The sequence below is a fragment of the Paenibacillus sp. EKM206P genome (assembly GCF_011066155.1).
GTDB lineage: Bacteria > Bacillota > Bacilli > Paenibacillales > Paenibacillaceae > Paenibacillus > Paenibacillus polymyxa_D.
Genome location: NZ_JAAMNQ010000002.1, coordinates 77375 through 94088 on the forward strand (window position 1 = coordinate 77375; position 16714 = coordinate 94088).

15 protein-coding genes are annotated in these 16714 nt (G+C 45.8%); 9 read left to right on the forward strand and 6 right to left on the reverse strand.

Annotated features, from left to right (window positions below):
• Positions 1 to 85 precede the first annotated feature (85 nt).
• Both G9G53_RS04060 and G9G53_RS04065 read right to left on the reverse strand, forming a co-directional pair.
• Complete coding sequence (locus G9G53_RS04060) at positions 86 to 940, reverse strand: hypothetical protein (protein ID WP_165146371.1); 855 nt, start codon at positions 938 to 940, stop codon at positions 86 to 88.
• A 5-nt stretch (positions 941 to 945) separates the two neighbouring features.
• Complete coding sequence (locus G9G53_RS04065; protein ID WP_165145484.1) at positions 946 to 1467, reverse strand: sigma-70 family RNA polymerase sigma factor; 522 nt, start codon at positions 1465 to 1467, stop codon at positions 946 to 948.
• A 568-nt stretch (positions 1468 to 2035) separates the two neighbouring features.
• On the opposite strand from G9G53_RS04065, the gene G9G53_RS04070 reads away from it, so the two are divergent.
• The 4 genes from G9G53_RS04070 to G9G53_RS04085 all read left to right on the forward strand — a co-directional run bounded on the left by G9G53_RS04070 (position 2036) and on the right by G9G53_RS04085 (position 6016).
• Positions 2036 to 4006 carry an elongation factor G gene (locus G9G53_RS04070; protein ID WP_165145487.1) on the forward strand — a complete coding sequence of 657 codons (1971 nt, stop codon included), beginning with the start codon at positions 2036 to 2038 and terminating at the stop codon, positions 4004 to 4006.
• 105 nt (positions 4007 to 4111) lie between these two features.
• Positions 4112 to 4672: a DUF4303 domain-containing protein gene (locus G9G53_RS04075; protein WP_165145490.1), complete on the forward strand. Its 561-nt coding sequence runs from the start codon at positions 4112 to 4114 to the stop codon at positions 4670 to 4672.
• A gap of 32 nt (positions 4673 to 4704) precedes the next feature.
• On the forward strand, positions 4705 to 5346 hold the full coding sequence (locus G9G53_RS04080) for a hypothetical protein (protein WP_165145493.1): 642 nt from the start codon (positions 4705 to 4707) through the stop codon (positions 5344 to 5346).
• 142 nt (positions 5347 to 5488) lie between these two features.
• The gene (locus G9G53_RS04085) at positions 5489 to 6016 is read left to right on the forward strand and encodes a hypothetical protein (RefSeq protein WP_165145496.1); all 528 of its coding nucleotides are present in this window, start codon (positions 5489 to 5491) and stop codon (positions 6014 to 6016) included.
• A gap of 67 nt (positions 6017 to 6083) precedes the next feature.
• On the opposite strand, the gene G9G53_RS04090 is transcribed toward G9G53_RS04085, so the two are convergent.
• Positions 6084 to 6464 (reverse strand): hypothetical protein, encoded by a 381-nt coding sequence (locus G9G53_RS04090; RefSeq protein WP_165145499.1) that lies wholly within the window; start codon positions 6462 to 6464, stop codon positions 6084 to 6086.
• Between the two features lie 158 nt (positions 6465 to 6622).
• Here G9G53_RS04090 and G9G53_RS04095 point away from each other — a divergent pair, with 158 nt between their 5' ends.
• The 3 genes from G9G53_RS04095 to G9G53_RS04105 all read left to right on the forward strand — a co-directional run bounded on the left by G9G53_RS04095 (position 6623) and on the right by G9G53_RS04105 (position 9509).
• Positions 6623 to 7957: an SMI1/KNR4 family protein gene (locus G9G53_RS04095; protein ID WP_165145502.1), complete on the forward strand. Its 1335-nt coding sequence runs from the start codon at positions 6623 to 6625 to the stop codon at positions 7955 to 7957.
• Between the two features lie 189 nt (positions 7958 to 8146).
• Positions 8147 to 8680 carry a YceI family protein gene (locus tag G9G53_RS04100; RefSeq protein WP_165145505.1) on the forward strand — a complete coding sequence of 178 codons (534 nt, stop codon included), beginning with the start codon at positions 8147 to 8149 and terminating at the stop codon, positions 8678 to 8680.
• A gap of 226 nt (positions 8681 to 8906) precedes the next feature.
• Positions 8907 to 9509 carry a class I SAM-dependent methyltransferase gene (locus G9G53_RS04105; RefSeq protein WP_165145508.1) on the forward strand — a complete coding sequence of 201 codons (603 nt, stop codon included), beginning with the start codon at positions 8907 to 8909 and terminating at the stop codon, positions 9507 to 9509.
• Between the two features lie 136 nt (positions 9510 to 9645).
• Here the strand turns inward: G9G53_RS04105 and G9G53_RS04110 are convergent, their stop codons facing one another.
• The gene (locus tag G9G53_RS04110; RefSeq protein WP_165145511.1) at positions 9646 to 11067 is read right to left on the reverse strand and encodes an MDR family MFS transporter; all 1422 of its coding nucleotides are present in this window, start codon (positions 11065 to 11067) and stop codon (positions 9646 to 9648) included.
• A gap of 316 nt (positions 11068 to 11383) precedes the next feature.
• Positions 11384 to 11623 carry a hypothetical protein gene (locus tag G9G53_RS04115; RefSeq protein ID WP_039272034.1) on the reverse strand — a complete coding sequence of 80 codons (240 nt, stop codon included), beginning with the start codon at positions 11621 to 11623 and terminating at the stop codon, positions 11384 to 11386.
• 344 nt (positions 11624 to 11967) lie between these two features.
• Between G9G53_RS04115 and G9G53_RS04120 the strand changes: the two genes are divergently transcribed.
• A complete protein-coding gene (locus G9G53_RS04120) occupies positions 11968 to 12555 on the forward strand; it encodes a sensor domain-containing protein (protein ID WP_165146374.1) in 588 nt (195 codons plus the stop codon).
• A 100-nt stretch (positions 12556 to 12655) separates the two neighbouring features.
• Positions 12656 to 14455 (forward strand): helix-turn-helix transcriptional regulator, encoded by a 1800-nt coding sequence (locus tag G9G53_RS04125; protein WP_165145514.1) that lies wholly within the window; start codon positions 12656 to 12658, stop codon positions 14453 to 14455.
• A 201-nt stretch (positions 14456 to 14656) separates the two neighbouring features.
• Here G9G53_RS04125 and G9G53_RS04130 read toward each other — a convergent pair whose 3' ends face one another.
• Positions 14657 to 16651 (reverse strand): serine hydrolase, encoded by a 1995-nt coding sequence (locus tag G9G53_RS04130; protein WP_165145517.1) that lies wholly within the window; start codon positions 16649 to 16651, stop codon positions 14657 to 14659.
• Positions 16652 to 16714: the final 63 nt, after the last annotated feature.

A 16714-nucleotide genomic window follows, 5' to 3' on the forward strand; every position in this document is an offset into this window, starting at 1 on the left:
TATGTCTCGACTGTTTTTTGAAGCATTCTAGAGCAACGGGTTTTGAGGGGGTAGGTCTTTTATAGGTAGAGTAGGGATCAAACTACTATTTTGGGTTAGCATTACTCATCCAATGATCTACATAAAGCTGGCTTACAACCTCATCTTCTTTTTGCTGTTTCATTTGCTGTAACCACGTTTCTGCTTGCGCCAGGTTGTCAAAGCTGCCCATTACCACAGCGAACTTGCCGGTGCGGGTTTTAACCATGCTGCTTCCTTTATCATCAAACTGTTCGGCCAGCATGGCCAGTGCTTCCCCCTCTTCCATGTCCTGACTTCGCACAAAGAACAGCTCTCGCGGCTGCGAACGGTTTGCAGCAGAGAACAGCTTAAGCTGGATGTAGCCAGGATCTTTATACTCTGATACGGAATAATCCACATTCTCCTTAAGCTCAATTACAAAGCGGACGGCCGAATCATCCAGAATAATATTACGATATACGTCTTTCACATAATTAAGAGCTCGAATATCCTTCTCGATTTTGGCATAATCAAGCTCACGTACTCCGTTAAAGGTGAAAACTAGCCGATCTGGACCTGCAAGTCGCTCTACGGTGTAGGCTGGAGCAGACGCAAGCTGATTGCCATCGACCTTGAAATGAATGCTTAGCGAGTCGCTTTCCTGTTTGGTTGTTACCACTGCCCCATCTGTGAATTGTCCCCCGCTGCCTATTTGTAGGGTTTTCACGACAGACCCGATGATCGGCACATCAGACAGCGCCAGAGCTACGGTTGGCACATTAACTGTAATGACTATAGCCGCGCAGGCCGCAACCAAAGAAGAACCGCGCCACACTCGTTTATTCCATTTTAGTTTATGTGCACGCTTGCGAGCATCCTGAATTACTTCTGAAAGATTGGACGGTATTTCGATCTCATCATATTTTTCTTTACCATACATCCGCTTCAACCTTCTTTCTCCGTTAGTTGTAATTTGAGCTTATTGAGAATGCGATAAAACTTGGTTTTTACAGTATTTTCTGAAAGTGAAAGCACCTCAGCAATATCCTTGAATCGCTGGCCTTCAAAAAATTTTAGAATGATAAAGGACCTTTCCTCAGGCTTCAAAACTTCAAGGGCCTCGTACAAGTCCATCTTTTCTTCCAAACTTACATTCGAATCAGCAGATGTTAGCGACTGTTGGCTGTCCTCTATATACGTATATTTCTTCTTCCGCCTTAAATGATCAATCGCACAGTTGATGACAATCCTCGCAATCCAGGTTTCTATATAGTCCAGACTTTCCAGTTTCTTATATGAGAGAAAAGCCTTATACGATGCCTCTGATATGATCTCAAGCGCGTCCTGTTGATTCTTGACGTATGAGTATGCGATCCGGTACATTCGTTCTTTGCATCCCATCAGCCGGTCGCTAAACTGTTGTTCGGTTAACGACGCATTTTCTTTGTTCAGTTGATACACCCCCATTGCTGGTTATACCTCGACTTTCATTGTTTATTGTGTAATGTATGTTAGACAGACCAGCGTCCCAAATAGTTTCATCACTCTAATGGATTTTTTTCACCCCGCTATAAACTGGGTGTTTGCCGTTACTAGGACAGGTGTCCCTACATAGAAATAAGTTGATGAGAAAGGCTTATGTCATAAGTAGGGATCGTATAAAGTAGATGGCACAAAAGTTGAAAAAGAAAAGTACACGGCGTTTTTCCAAACTTCCAAGGAGCCCGTGTGTACAAAAAGCTGTGGAATAAGCGTGTGGCAATTACGGAGAACCGTACCATAAGTAGGGCTAAACTTGAAATTGCGAAATTTATCAGGACTATAAAAAGCGGCAGTCTTCGACTTTTTCGTTGACTGTCGTCTTTCTTTTACATTACTAATGCAGGTTAAAGTGTTATAGAAATGTAGCTCGTTATATTTATCCTCTATCTATGAAAAAAGACCCTCACTCAAAACCAACTCCTACCCACTCTCCCGATTTCTATGATTTAATAAAATGAGCAGTATCAACAAGAAGCGTTGAAAGTGGGATTCTATGAAGCGACTAACGATTGGCCTGTTCGCCCATGTGGATGCAGGTAAGACAACTTTTGCGGAACAGCTGCTGTACCATACGAACAGTATCCGGTCCCGGGGGCGGGTGGATCATCAGGATGCGTTTCTGGACAGCCACGATATTGAGCGGGCAAGGGGTATTACGGTCTTCGCAGATCAGGCGGTAATAGAATATAAGGGAGATAGCTATTACATAATAGACACGCCTGGGCACGTCGATTTCTCCCCGGAGATGGAGCGGGCGATTCAGGTCATTGATTATGCCGTCCTGATTGTAAGCGCAGTTGAAGGTGTCCAGGGCCATACGGAGACGGTCTGGCAGCTGCTGCGCAAGCATCGGATTCCGACGTTCTTCTTTATTAACAAGACGGATCGGATCGGCGCGGATGCAGGCAGAACCGAGGAGGATATCCGTCAGCAGTTGACGGGGGATGTATGCTGCATTACACAGAGCTTCGCTGACGGCATAGTCGGCGAGCCGCTGCGGGAGGCCATGGCAGAGCGGGACGAAGCCTTGCTAGAAGCATTCCTGGAGGGGAGAGAGGATTCCGGCTTCTGGCTGGAGGCCTTGCAGAGGATGATAGCGGCGGGTCTTCTCTTCCCCTGTGCTTACGGCTCTGCGCTTCAGGATACAGGCGTCGTTGAATTTCTGGATCAGCTGCATCTGCTGACGACAACCACTTATGACGAGAACGCTACGTTTCAAGGGCGGGTTTATAAAATTCGGCACGATGCAGGCGCAGGCGGAGCGAGACTCACGTTCATTAAGGCGCTGGGCGGTCGGTTAAAGGTGAGAGAACAGCTTAGCTACGAGAGCGGCGGCGTTCAATATGACGAAAAAGTTACGCGGATCTTCTTGTTTAACGGCCTTAAATCGCAGCCGGTGGAACAAGTGGAAGCCGGCGATTTGTTTGCGGTTGCCGGCTTGTCCGCCGCCGAAGCTGGGCAAGGCCTTGGGTCGATATCAGACAAGTTAACTTACGATTCGGAGCCGACGTTACAATCGAAGGTAGTATTCGACAATTCGATACATGTACAGAAGGTGCTCGGTGCTTTTCGCACGCTAGAGGCGGAGGAGCCGTCTCTGAACGTCATTTGGGATGAGAAATTGCAGGAGATTTCTATCCGCGTCATGGGATTGATTCAACTGGAAGTGCTGGAGCAGCTTGTTAGAGAGCGGTTTGGCTTTGCTATCTCTTTTGGACAACCGGAAATCTTGTATAAGGAAACGATTCAATCGGCTGTGAAAGGGTACGGCCACTTCGAACCGCTCAGGCATTATGCGGAAGTGCATCTACTGATTGAACCGGGAGCAAGGGGCAACGGCATCATGCTCGATAGCAGATGTCATGCCGATGATCTGAATGTCAGCTATCAGAATTTGATTCGGAATCACCTCTATGAACGGGAGCATCACGGACTGCTGACCGGCATGCCGGTCACCGACGTGAACATTACGCTGCTGAGGGGACGCGCGCATAAAGAACATACCCATGGCGGCGATTTTCGTGAGGCTGCCTTTCGAGCACTACGGCAGGGTCTGGAGAAGGCGGACAACGTGCTGCTGGAGCCCTTTTACGATTTTAAAATCAAGGTCGCTATCGATGAAATGGGCAGGGTGCTGTCCGATATTCAGCGTGCTTCAGGTACTTTTAATCCGCCGCAAACAACCGGAACGCAAGCGGTGGTCACGGGCAGGGTGCCTGTATCGACTTTCATGAACTACAGTGCCGAATTCGCATCCTTTACGCATGGACGAGGCAGTATCCGCTGCGTGTTCAGCGGCTACGACCGCTGCCATAATACGGAGGAAGTCATAGAGCGGATGGGCTACCGCAAAGAGGCAGACCCACTGTATACATCCTCCTCTATCTTTTGCGCCAAAGGGGCGGGTTACTCGGTGCCATGGGATGAGGCGGAAGCCAAGATGCACCTTGAATTAGAACCCTAATCGCCCATATTTCCAGGATTCAGGTGAATAGTAGGTAGATTTAGGATGAACAATCTTTATAATGGAAATAACATGTATATTTTATAGGGCTAAGGGGCGATTGTCGTGAAACCGACGCAAGGAATAGAGGCGCTGGCGGCAGAAATCGCCGATGTGGCTAGGACATCCTTTCGCACTCTTTTTGAAAACGGTGAACGTTACTATTACTGCACGCTATTTACTACTGGAGAGGGACATGCGCCAAGCATCTCCGCCTGGTTATGGGAGGCCTTGGAGAGGGAAGCGGCCAGGCAAGGAGACGAAAGCGACACGCCGGGATCAACGATTGCGGAACTCATCAAATGGTCCTATGCCGATTCACCCTATTGTTGTTTCAGAGATGAGAACTTCGATGATGTTAAACAATTGTTTATGAAGCGTCCTTCTATTGCGGAGCTTGAAGCTGACGAATGGAATCGTGAATTTGATTCGAGGCTGAAGGCCATGGAGCTGGCGATGAAAATGCTCGATAATGAAGGCGTGTTTGCCTTGAATCAACCGCGAGAGGCTGTATGCGTCCTTGTCGAGGTCATGCCGCCGGATGAGATCAACACCGAAATCGCCCTGCGTTTGAATCAGGCGGAGTCTCCGGCAATGCAAGCATGGCTGGCAGAAGCGGCAGAGTAAGGTATTCGTGTTTCTTGAGGGAGAGTTGTAAAATGCCTAATGAAAATCAAATGAATATTTTAGTTGAGAGAACAGATTGTATTCTTTATTATGCGGGATCGCCTCTATCGAACGAACATAGTGCAGGCTGGATCGGCGGGAATGCACCCGAGTTTTTTGATGATCAACCAGACCTCATTCACGAAGGTAACCAAAAATATGTCTTTTACTTGAGCCTCGTCCATCCCTTTAAACCGGAGAGCATGATTTCGATCTTCATCCCTGAAGACTATGAGGAGTATTTGGAAAACAACATGTATCCTAATTGCCCGATCAAGGTGATTGAGCATCCCATTTCGACTGAAAGCGTCAAAGATATGTTTACTAACCCGGGTCTTATAAAGCATGTAATTTCAAACGGGGAACTAAGCCATGACGAAAAGTCGATGGATCAGCCTTTTTTGATCAAAGTAGGCGGAAACCCGAGACTTATTCAAAATGAAGACTATTATTTTGCGAAGCTGAAGGAGGAGTCATTCTCTTTTTTATTTCAGGTAGATGAAGATGGCTACCCCGAAACGTTGCTTCAAGAGGATTACAATTATCCTTTTGGTTTTGGATCACTATATGTTTTCGCCAAAGTGGGGACGAATGAGATACAACATCCAGTAGCAGGTTTTTGGCAATTCTCTTGATTTAGCGTGGGGACCGTTGGGCGGACTTGAACGGCGGTGAGCCCGCCAAACGATTTTTGGCGTGCGTATGTCCTATTCGCACAAGCAGGCAACCCGCCCCTGGCGTAAACTGAATTATAATCAGTGAGCGAGGTGAACTTCCATGGCACAATCGAAGGAGATGCGTGCACGGGCTAAGAAATTTCAAGGCCGTCCGGTCTGTGTCACCCTGCACAGCGGAGAGACCTACGTCGGCTACATCACCGACGTTAATCGCGGCGGGTTGATACTTGCCAGTGCTGGGGCTCCTCCACGCGCTTCTTCCGGGAGGCAAAATTCCCAATCTCTCAAACGCAGAGCCAGTTCGCATGCCCCGGGCGTCCGTCTCGGCAACCGGAAAAGCGGCGCACGTAAACCGTCTGGCCGTTCGCGCTCCCGCAAGCCGGACGCCAAGGTGTCGGCATTCCTGCCGATGATGGGCTCGCTGTTAGGCGGCCTTGGCGGCTCCACTGCAGGCGCAGGAGGGCTTGGCGGTATGCTCGGCGGCGGCTTGCGGCTGTTCGGCATGATCCAGAAATTTGTCCCGGTCGTGAAGATGGGCTACGGCATGATCAAGTCCATTCGCCCGTTTCTCGGCGCCGTTAAAGGCTTGATGCCCCCGGCCAGTCCGGCCACGCCGGATAACGAATAATCGTATATCTGTGAACTGTAAGCTCCCTTTGAGTGGTCAAAGGGGGCTAGTCCACAAACCATTATCACTACCACTGTCTAATCCAAATCGGTTTTAACTCGGAATAGCCCATTTCCTTTAGTAAATCCCAGGCATGATCCAGAACGTGAGGCTTCCCCTGGACCCAAAGTTCTTGTCGTTTTGCCATCAAGAAAGAGATGATTTCAGCAATATGTTTGGGTTTACCTAGATGGATGACAGTTTCTATTTCATTATTTTGGGCTGAAATGTCATAAAAGGACCAAAAAGTATGAGGCTCTTCTTCAGGAGGATTCGCCTGAAAGATGAGCGTGATTTTGATGTTTTTATTCTCTTTCGGAGATAGGTTTAGGATGAAGCGAGACCCGCCTGAGTACCAATAAACGAAGGCATAACCGTCGACCGTAATATTTCTTAATTGGCTTTTCATTATTTTCTCCCTCACGATATGTTGTTTAAAATGAGCTGCGTTTGATGAGTCTCTAGATACATAACACTTTTAAGAGGTACGACCCATAGAAAAAATAATAAAATTGCTGGATAAGCAAACAAAGGAAACCTGGCTATGGTCAACAGGAGGGTTCAAATATGTGGTTTGGCAAGAAAGAAACGCAACTGGATCGAATAAAAAACAAACTGAGCCAAGCTATGCGCAAAGACGCGGGTTTCTCAGTGTTTGGATCATCCTCACATCAATATAGGGTTAAAGAGAAGCTTACAGCAAAAGAGCTGGCGGACTGGCAAGCCCACAATCAGGTCACACTTCCTGAGCCTTATGCGCTGTTTTTAACGAACATCGGCAATGGAGGCGCCGGACCCTATTATGGAATATATTCAATTGAAAAGGCAACTTCCTACACCGAGCGCCAAGCGCTCCTTGCAAAATCCGTTCTGTACCCCGGGATGACCAAAGAGGAATGGAACCGTCTAATTGAGCCCCTGACCAAGGACGAGGACATTCCCGATGAGGAATACGACGACACCTGTAATAAGGTGTTGGGCGGCATGTTGTGCATAGGCACCCAAGGCTGCGAATACGACATGTATCTCGTACTTGAGGGGAAATATAGGGGGAGAATTGTGTACACCTCCGATTTTCATCCCGATCATCCTTTTTTCTTTGTCTATGAAGACAGCTTTCTGGACTGGTACGAGCGCTGGCTGGATGAAATTATTCTGGATTATGATATCGGGTGGTTTGGCAGTCGAATGCCGGGTGATGAGAATGCGCTGATCCAGATTTATCAGAGCGCTCCAAACGAAGAAATCCAAGCCAAAGCGCTTGATGGAATGTTCAAGTTTAAGAAAGTCTCTCAGCTGACCCTTGCCTTTTTGGAAAAAATTGCGGAGCAAAGCCCCAAAAATCGAACCACAGCCATTTGGCTCATCTGCAAAGCTTCTTTTGACACGGGTAGAAAGTATCCTCTGGAGCTGTTGCAATCGGATGAACATGAGGATTTTCTGCAAGCTTTACAGATTCTGCACGCTTCCAGTAAAACTGAGGATTTAACGGAGTTTATTCCAGTGATCTTGCAAAGGCTTGACCGGATTCACGACCCGGAAACGTTGCGTTATGCAGGGTATATCTTGGAAGAGTACGGTGCGATTACGCTCCAGAACTTTGCGCCTTTCTTGTGTCACGCCGACCCGAAAATGCAAACCACTGCCATCTATGCTGCGCGCAGTTGCGAAAACAAGCTGGGAAGCTGGCAGATCATTGAACAGATGTTGATGGGGGCCGGCCCGCAGGTTCTGAATAACTTGATTTTATACTGGGGCATTATTCCACATGAGAAGCTGCTGTCTTATTATAAGGAGGTATGGCCGAAATACAAAAGCAATCCGAATTTCAGAGAAAAATTTATCGGTTGTTTGCGAGAACTGCATTTGCCCGATGATTATTTCGACAAAGACGAATCGTGAAGAAGGTGTACATGAATTATCCATAAAATGTAAACGAAATCGGATTTACGAGGAAGCCGAAAAAATGCTAAAACGCTACTGACATCCCGTTGTCAGTAGCGTTTTTGTATATTAGGGGTATGCGAATATCGCAGTGCTTTGAGAGGGGCGACCTTTCTCAAAATCTTATTATAGAGGTGGAATTTATTTATGAAAGATATCAATTGGGAAGTGGATCCGGACCACAGCTCCGTCGAGTTTTCGGTGACGCATTTAATGATTAGTAGAATTAAAGGAGTATTCGAGCATTTCCAAGCGATCTTGAGTTTTGACCCCAACAATTTAAAAACCATGGGTATTCAGGCTTCCATAGATGCAAATAGTATTACAACTCGCCAATCGCAACGAGATGAACACCTGAAGAATGACGACTTCCTTCATGCAGCCAAGTATCCAACCATTACGTTTCAAAGCACCAGCTGCGTCCTTGCTGGCGAAAGGCAATATGAACTTACGGGCAATCTAACTCTGCATGGAGTAACCAAACCCATCACTTTTCATACCTTTTTTGAAGGACTAAACAAAGACCCTCGCGGCCGGGAACGTGTAGGATTTCATTCAACAGCCAGTATTGACCGCAATGAATTTGGCTTGACATTCAACTCGCCTCTGGAAAAAGGCGGGGTTATCGTCGGAAATGAAGTGAGAATCGAGCTTTATATCGAGGCAATTAGAATAGAATAGCAGTCCTAAAGGCCATCCTTTTAGCGGGGTGGTCTTTAAACTTGCCGTTACAGGTAGGGTGGTGAACCGTATCACAAATAAGGGCGGAAATTTTGAAGCATAATTGTACAGAAACGGACCAAGACTAAGAGCTTACTAATAAGAATGTGGACTAAATGGCAATGCTTCGATAGAATATCATTCTATATTGTTGTGTTTTTTATTAAGGCGGATTGGGGAGGTAATCATGGGAAATACGGATAAGTTTGAAATGATAGCTAATGTATATGACACTTCTGAAAGAATTCAAATTGCAAAGGCATCATCTGATGCCATTCGTGAGTATGTAGTTGACGCTAATAGTAAGAATGCTATTGATTTTGGGTGTGGAACAGGTCTTGTCGGAATGAGCTTGTTAAATGATTTTAATTCTATGCTTTTTCTGGATACTTCACAAAACATGATTAATCAAATAAAGCAAAAAATTACTGATCTTCACATTCAGAATGCAGATACATTATGTTTTGACTTTGAAAAGGAAGGTCTAACGGATTTACATGCGGACTATATTTTTATGGCTCAGGTTCTGCTCCATATTCATGATGTTGAATTTGTTTTATCCAGATTATTTGATGTTCTAAATGAAGGAGGACATTTACTAATCGTAGATTTTAATAAAAATGAAAAAGTAGTTTCAGATATAGTTCATAACGGATTTCATCAAGAAGAGCTGACTGACATTATGACTAAAATAGGATATAGAGATATTCAGTCCAAAACTTTTTTTAACGGAAGTAAAATATTCATGGGACAAGATGCATCTATGTTTATTCTTGATTCTCGAAAATAAACTTTTAGGCAGAAATCAGCTCTCCTTATAGTTAGCGGTTCTAAGGTACAACGAAATAAAAGGCCGCCCCTTATGAGACAGCCCATGCTTCTTGTACGGTTTTAAACTTATGATTCAATCTGTGCCTAGTAATGAATTAATTATGTTCAGGTGGCTTTTTTATAAACCAACCCAGCGCCAGAATAAGTATTGCCAGAATAAATTCAATCCAAAAAACCGTTTGTAGACCGGAAACCATGCTTTGTGTCTTCTCATGCATCGCAGTGGGATTGAGCGAATGGTGAAGATAATGATTGGCTCCAGACGACATGATGCCGACGAACAATGCGATGCCAATTCCCCCTGCAATCTGTTGGAGCGTATTATATATGGCTGTGCCATGAGGAACCAGGTGACGTGGAAGTTGATTCAATCCTGTCGTCTGAGCCGGCATGACGACGAATGACATGCCTAAGAATAAGAGGATATGATTGAACAGAACGGAGCCTTGTGTTGTATCACTGTCGATGCCGGTAAACAGCCACAACGATATGGCGATCAGGAATAGCCCGGGCACAATGACGAGTCTCGGCCCGAATTTATCGAGTAATTTCCCCGATACCGGCATCAGCATTCCGTTCAAAATGCTACCCGGCATTAGAAGTAAGCCTGTCGCAAATGCTGTCAACTTCATCACATCCTGCATATAGAACGGCAGCAATGTTGTTGTGGCGAATAGAACCATCATCAGAATTACAATCAATACCGCAACCAGAGAAAAAGTGGAATGCCGGAATACGGAAAGATTGATCAACGGCTCTTTGATCTTAAGCTGGCGCCATACAAGCAAGAGCAGGAAAAGGCTACCTATTGCAATCGATCCGTAACCTTCTGGCTCAAGAGAGACACTTGTTTGGCTGAAGCCATAAGTGACGCAGCCGAAACCGACGGTTGACATCACAATGGATACAAGATCGACCCTTGGCTTGGTCAGTTCTGTCACGTTCTTTAAGTACACGAATGCATAAACCATCGAAAACAGTGCGACAGGAATCACCATGTAGAACAGCCATCGCCATTGAAAGGTATCGATAATTAAGCCAGACAAAGCCGGCCCGATGACAGGGGCGACCATGATGACCAGCCCCATGAGACCCATGGCGGCACCCCGACGTTCTGGAGGATAGAGAGCGAGAATCGTATTCATCATCAACGGGATCAATAATCCTGTCCCGCAAGCCTGAACAACCCTGCCCATCAGCAAGATTCCGAATCCCGGGGATACTGCACACAAGCAGGTACCGGCCAAAAATAACGCCATCGCAGACATAAACATCTGGCGAGTCGTGAACCATTGCTGTAGTAATGCGGTCACCGGCACCAGTACGCCGATCACGAGCATATACCCCGTCGATAACCATTGTATGGTCGAAGCAGCAACGCTAAATTCTCTCATCAACGCAGGAAACGCATGGGTAAGTAAATTTTTGTTAAGAAACGCGACAAATGTACCGATGAGTAGAGCGGTTAATATTGCCCCTCTCTTCATTCCTCTTGCATCTTGAGCCTGATTGTCCATCTTCTACCTCCCGATTGTTCATTACGTTCCGTCCATTGTTTGTATATCGCTTAACCCGCAACGCCTGAAGATCATTTTACGTGGAGTGGGATGAATTGGAAAAAGCGAAATTGCCCATCATACTCGGAAATTCATTCATATTTCGAAAGCATAAGGGGGGCTCCACCACGGTGTCGCTCATTCGCGCATTATTTCTTGACAAGATGAGGTTAGGGGATTATGATAACGTGCCGGTCAACTCTATAAGGCAAATAAAATCAAAAAGGCTGACTTTTCGTAGTGCCTTGGCACTGGAATCGTCAGCCTATCGTGCAGATTATCCTACACCATCACTTTCTAACAAAGAATAAAAATTATCACGGTCTTGGTCATCAAATTTGCCAAGTGTCCTTACCCTAACAAATTCATGTCCGCCATACATGTCTATTTCCTCACCGTACCTATTGTAGAGCGCGATCATATTGCCATCCTGATTCAACTCCAAGTACCCATAACATTTTGCTTCAGGAACTTCACCGTAAAAGAGCGTAAATTTGATTTTGATCACTCTGTGCATGCAGATCCTCCCTTCCTGTCTTTCGTATTGGCTTTGAATATATATAGTATTCTCCATAAAATGTCAAGAGATAAGGTTTCTACGTATCTCTAAATGTTATTCAATTAATAATGGCAAGCTCAATATATGGATAGTGTAAATTTCAAGTTTCTAAGTTTTTGGTGGGCAGTTTTTGTTTAGCCGTGCGATCCAAAATTGCCGTACACACAGTAACTACTGTTGTTTTTCCCCATTAGGTTCGCAGACCGCTTTCGCTTTGTGTCATATGACATTATGGCACTGGCGGATTTGACATCAAGAGCCGTAGGATACGATGACTACTTGTAAAGGATGTGGGCTCTTTGATGACAAGAACCGTCGTCAGCTTTATTCAAAATGGCTATTTCCTACTGCTTACTTTCGCTACCGGATTGTTTTACTTTTGCTTTTATCTGGTCGCTCTTACATTAGGCTTGAGTCTTTCGTTTACCGTCGCGGGCGTCCCTCTGATTACTCGCATTTTGCGAACTACAAACACCTTCCTGCAATTTGAACGCACACAGACCAAGATCTATACGGATATTACCACAGAGCTTTACGTTAAACCAATAAACACCGATGCCTCTATCTGGCTTCAAGCAAGGAAGGAGCTGCTAAATCGGCGCAACTGGATCGCTATCGGCTGGCTGATGCTGAAGCTTCCGGTGGGGATTTTAAGCCTCATTAGTGCAGCCTTGCTTTATATAACTCCACTCGCAATGATTGCGGCCCCGCTCCTCTTTCCACTATTTAATTATTATTTTATGGGTGTACCTATAGATACTGTGATAAAATCCGTACTGGTTTCGGCCTCAGGAGTCATATTCACTATGGTGAGCTACAGGCTTGCGAACAGCTTCACGCGTATGCTAGGAGGCTACACCCGTCGTATGATCAAGAGTGTGAACCGGTAGCCGGAATGTCCCGGTCTGGATTTAAAAGTATTGTTGGATAATGATCTGCTCTATAATAGTTACGTAATGTCATACTGATAGTTCTTAGGGGTTGATGGTTTTGTTCGATATGGTAAAGCAGTGGTTCTGGTACGACTGGTTCATGCTTATGATCCGCTTGATTTGCAGTACTTCTCTCCTGCTCACTATCATAGAGCGGCAAGCTCATTTCACGCTGCCGCTTTGGGTTCTTGTGTTTTGGCAGCTTATTGCTTTTTCCGTTCCCTGGCTGTGCTTGCAGCTCAATTATAGATACTACCTGCTTACCGAGATTGTGATCCCGGGCGGGCTCTGCCTGTATTTAGTTTTGTTCTTTCCAGAAGCCTACCTCACATTCCTGGTATATGCATTTTTGATTGCCTCTAATAGCAAACAAAGAACATATCTTTGGTCAGGTCCTTTATCCATACTGCTCCTACCCGCTATAGTTAAGCTGCTTGCAGAGCAGATTGATTTTTGGATTATGACCATTCAATTCGGGACGGCTTATGCATTCGGATTTTCCTTCCATTTATTGATGGTCAATCATCGTCAAAGTGAAATTATACGCGAGCAAAATGCGGTGCTGGAGCAGTACTTGTCCCAAATCGAGCGCATCACGCTGGCCGAAGAGCGGAATCGGCTCTCCAAAGAGCTCCATGATACCGTCGGTCATGCGTACACTTCCCTCATTATGGGGTTGGAAACCTTGCGCCCTGAGCTAGAGACGGATACAGGAACGAAACGGCTCGATTCCCTATTGAACCTGGCCCGGGAAAATATGGATGAAGTGAGAGGCTATGTGCATCAAATCGAATCGCCGCATGAAGAACTCCCACTGCTTCAGTCTTTGCGGAAGCTGGCAGAGGAGTTTCAGGAGCATGCTAAGGTGTCGGTTCGTTTCCAGGCCTTCGGGGAGGAATACCCTGTAACGAAGCAAGCGAAGATAGCGCTGTATCGCTGCTTGCAAGAATCATTGACGAATGCCGTGCGTCATGGACACTCGACGGAGATTACGGTTTCAGTGCAATTCGAGCCTCAGCAGACGAGGCTGGAAATTCAAGATAACGGCCGTGGGATGGAACATGGACGGGATGGTTTCGGCTTGAACGCCATGAAAGAGCGAGCGATGAATTTGCAAGGTCATGTTGGCGTCTATACCCAACCGGGCGAAGGCACCCTCGTTACCTGCACCCTGCCACGACAAACGGAGCTTAAGGATGATGTCATCCGTCTGTTGGTCGTCGATGACCAGCCTTTTATCCGTGAAAGTCTACGGATTCTTCTCGAGGAGCAGCAAGATTTGCAAGTCGTAGGGGTGGCAGAAGATGGCGAGCAAGCCATCGAACTGTGCAGGCAGGTTCAGCCTCAGCTGGTGCTCATGGATTTGGACATGCCGAACCTGGACGGAATCTCCGCATCCCGTACCATAAAACAAACGTGGCCCCACATCCGCATCTTGATTCTCACCACGTTCGAAGATACTGGACAGGCTTTGGAAGCGCTGCGAAGCGGAGCGGACGGATACCTATTGAAGTCGATGAAGCCGGTAGAGCTCGCCGAAACAATACGCACGGTCTATCGCGGAGGCACGCTGATCGATCAGGAGATGTCGCACAAATTGTTTGCACAGCTGGAAGCCGCCAAGAGCGGAGACGTTCCGTCGACAACCAAAGTGGCCGCGACCTATGATTTAACTTCACGGGAGCTTGAAATTTTACGGTTCGTGTCGAAAGGACTGCGATATAAAACCATTGCTTCCAAATTGTATTTATCCGATGGTACGGTTAGAAACTATGCGTCATCGGTCTATCTGAAGCTGGGGGTTCGCAACCGGGAGGAAGCAGTGCAAAAGGCCCGGGAGGCAGGGCTTATGGAATAACTTTCGGTACGCCTCCTTAGGTGCCTGCTAGTACCGTGCCCTTATCGGTTGGCTTTTGCTTGCCCATAACATCCTCGAATGGGCGAGATGAGCCAAAAAGCGCGAGTCATGGGGAAATCCCCCCTGCACTCGCGCTTTTTTTCGTTAATCCCGAAGTAAGCACTGTCCTTTACGGTAGAAAATTTACTTAATCCTTTTGAATTAGTGACTGATTGGCAACGTATAGTAATTAAATGCTTGATCCAACAAGGCACTGGCTTCTTGACGCTTCAAAAGCTGTTTGGGGCGGAAGTCTATGGAGCCGTCTAAATTGATCTTGGTATTCGGGTCCATGATACCTTGGGAAACAAGAGCTGTGATGGCTTTAACTGCCCAAGCATCCGTTTCGCCACCCAATTTAACCTTAATTCCAGGCTCAACCTGTTTCAGGTTCTGGATCATTACCGCCGCCATTTGTCTAGTGATAGGAGAATTAGGCTGATAATTACGTAGTCCGGCCATCATCTGTTTTGTATTCGGTTCAATCATGAAAGGTTGTTTATACCACCCGTGGGCGCGCAGCAGCACTTCTGAGAATTCTCTCTGAGTCATCGTTCCTTTCGGATCGAAGAGGTGGGCTGATTTTCCGCTCATGACTTTCAAAGCATTAAGGTTGTTTATATATGGAATATATTTACTATCCGCAGGTACATCAGAAAATGGTGAATCAATGTTTATTTTTTGCGCATAAGCAACGAGGTCTGGGAGTTGCATGTAATACAAATATGCAATATGGCCTGCTTGATTTTTATTAAACGTCAATTTATTACCTGATTCATCTTCAAATAATAAAGGGTGGATCATTTTTAGTGTATGTTTGCCTGATGTTCCTGTCTCCATTATTAATTTCCCGTCCGAATACGAAACCTTCGTCCTTAAGGCAGCGATACGCGTGTTTTGGTATAATCCCACGTAGTCTTGGGCCTGCTGCTCACTTATTGTCGCGTAGGTTGACTTTGGAAGTTCTGATTTTCTCGGATAATAATGATTCATAAATTCTTCATACACGTCAAGACTCATCATGGAGTCGTTATTGTAGGACATGTACATTGCTGTATTCTTCTCAGGCAGAATAACAATCAAGGAAGAATGCCCTGTAACATTTCCTCCTTTTAGAATCACATGCTGATTATTCATCTTCTCTTTGAAGTAGCCTTCGAATCCAATTGTTGTGACCGGGAACTCCTTATCAGGGAATAATTGGTATGTGTGCATTTGCTCCATGCTCTTTGGACTCACTACTTCTTTACCTTTGTACTTGCCTTTGTTCAGGTGCATAATAAGGTACTTCGCCATGTCATCTGCTGTTGAGACGATACCGCCTTCAGGTTTTTCCGTTGGTTTAAACCCGTCCAAGGGTATCAGTTCGCCTGTTGGTCCATAGTGAGCAGCCATTCTGCTTAACAATTGGGGGGTAAACCGCACATTCGTCGAATTCATGCCTAACGGTTTGAAAATATTCTTTTCCATATATTTGGAATATGACATACCCGTTACGTTTGCTACAGCATATCCCGCTAGCATGAAACCAAAATTGTCATAAGTGTACGCTTCTCCTGGAGTCCTGACAACAGTTGGCATATTTGATGCAATGAACTTCTTCATCGGAAAATATTTGTCCGCGTATTCTGGATGCATTTCCATGGAAATATCTGGTTCATCAAATCCGCTTGAATATGTAAGTAGATCAAACATCGTCAGTTTTTTTCCTGTTTTATTCGGAACCTTTATTCCTCCTAAATACTCTTGGATATCGCGTTTTAAATCCATTTTCCCCTTATCGACCAACTGCATAGCTGCCAATGCAGTGAATGACTTTGTAACAGAGCCGATTTGGAAAACGGTATTTTTATCAACAGGAATTTTTTTGCCCTTGTCGGCATACCCGTAACCTTTGCTTAGCATCACTTTCCCACCTGCAACGACCACAAAATTAGAACCAACTGTATTATACTTCTTCATCTTGTCCGCAAAAACGCCATCTGCAAAAGCTTCTAGTTCCTTAGCATCTCGCGGTCCCTCCAAGCTAGCCTTCTCAGATGCAACTGGTACGTTAACGGGTGCGGCAACTGATGCGCCGTTGGGTGCCATACACGCGGTAGTTACCGTAGCAGATAATAGTAGAACCGCGAGACTGGTGTGAATCATTTTTTTCATGAATGATTTCTCCTTGAAATGTATTTTTGCCTTATAGCGTCCGGCAAAACCAAGTATGGCAAA

Bases quoted from the DNA above. Each gene is read 5' to 3' on its own strand.
- G9G53_RS04110 (WP_165145511.1), bottom strand. From the start codon at position 11,067: ATGGACAATCAGGCTCAAGATGCAAGAGGAATGAAGAGAGGGGCAATA.
- G9G53_RS04115 (WP_039272034.1), bottom strand. From the start codon at position 11,623: ATGCACAGAGTGATCAAAATCAAATTTACGCTCTTTTACGGTGAAGTT.
- G9G53_RS04130 (WP_165145517.1), bottom strand. From the start codon at position 16,651: ATGAAAAAAATGATTCACACCAGTCTCGCGGTTCTACTATTATCTGCT.
- G9G53_RS04080 (WP_165145493.1), top strand. From the start codon at position 4,705: ATGCCTAATGAAAATCAAATGAATATTTTAGTTGAGAGAACAGATTGT.
- G9G53_RS04065 (WP_165145484.1), bottom strand. From the start codon at position 1,467: ATGGGGGTGTATCAACTGAACAAAGAAAATGCGTCGTTAACCGAACAA.
- G9G53_RS04095 (WP_165145502.1), top strand. From the start codon at position 6,623: ATGTGGTTTGGCAAGAAAGAAACGCAACTGGATCGAATAAAAAACAAA.
- G9G53_RS04100 (WP_165145505.1), top strand. From the start codon at position 8,147: ATGAAAGATATCAATTGGGAAGTGGATCCGGACCACAGCTCCGTCGAG.
- G9G53_RS04085 (WP_165145496.1), top strand. From the start codon at position 5,489: ATGGCACAATCGAAGGAGATGCGTGCACGGGCTAAGAAATTTCAAGGC.
- G9G53_RS04105 (WP_165145508.1), top strand. From the start codon at position 8,907: ATGGGAAATACGGATAAGTTTGAAATGATAGCTAATGTATATGACACT.
- G9G53_RS04070 (WP_165145487.1), top strand. From the start codon at position 2,036: ATGAAGCGACTAACGATTGGCCTGTTCGCCCATGTGGATGCAGGTAAG.
- G9G53_RS04120 (WP_165146374.1), top strand. From the start codon at position 11,968: ATGACAAGAACCGTCGTCAGCTTTATTCAAAATGGCTATTTCCTACTG.
- G9G53_RS04060 (WP_165146371.1), bottom strand. From the start codon at position 940: ATGTATGGTAAAGAAAAATATGATGAGATCGAAATACCGTCCAATCTT.
- G9G53_RS04090 (WP_165145499.1), bottom strand. From the start codon at position 6,464: ATGAAAAGCCAATTAAGAAATATTACGGTCGACGGTTATGCCTTCGTT.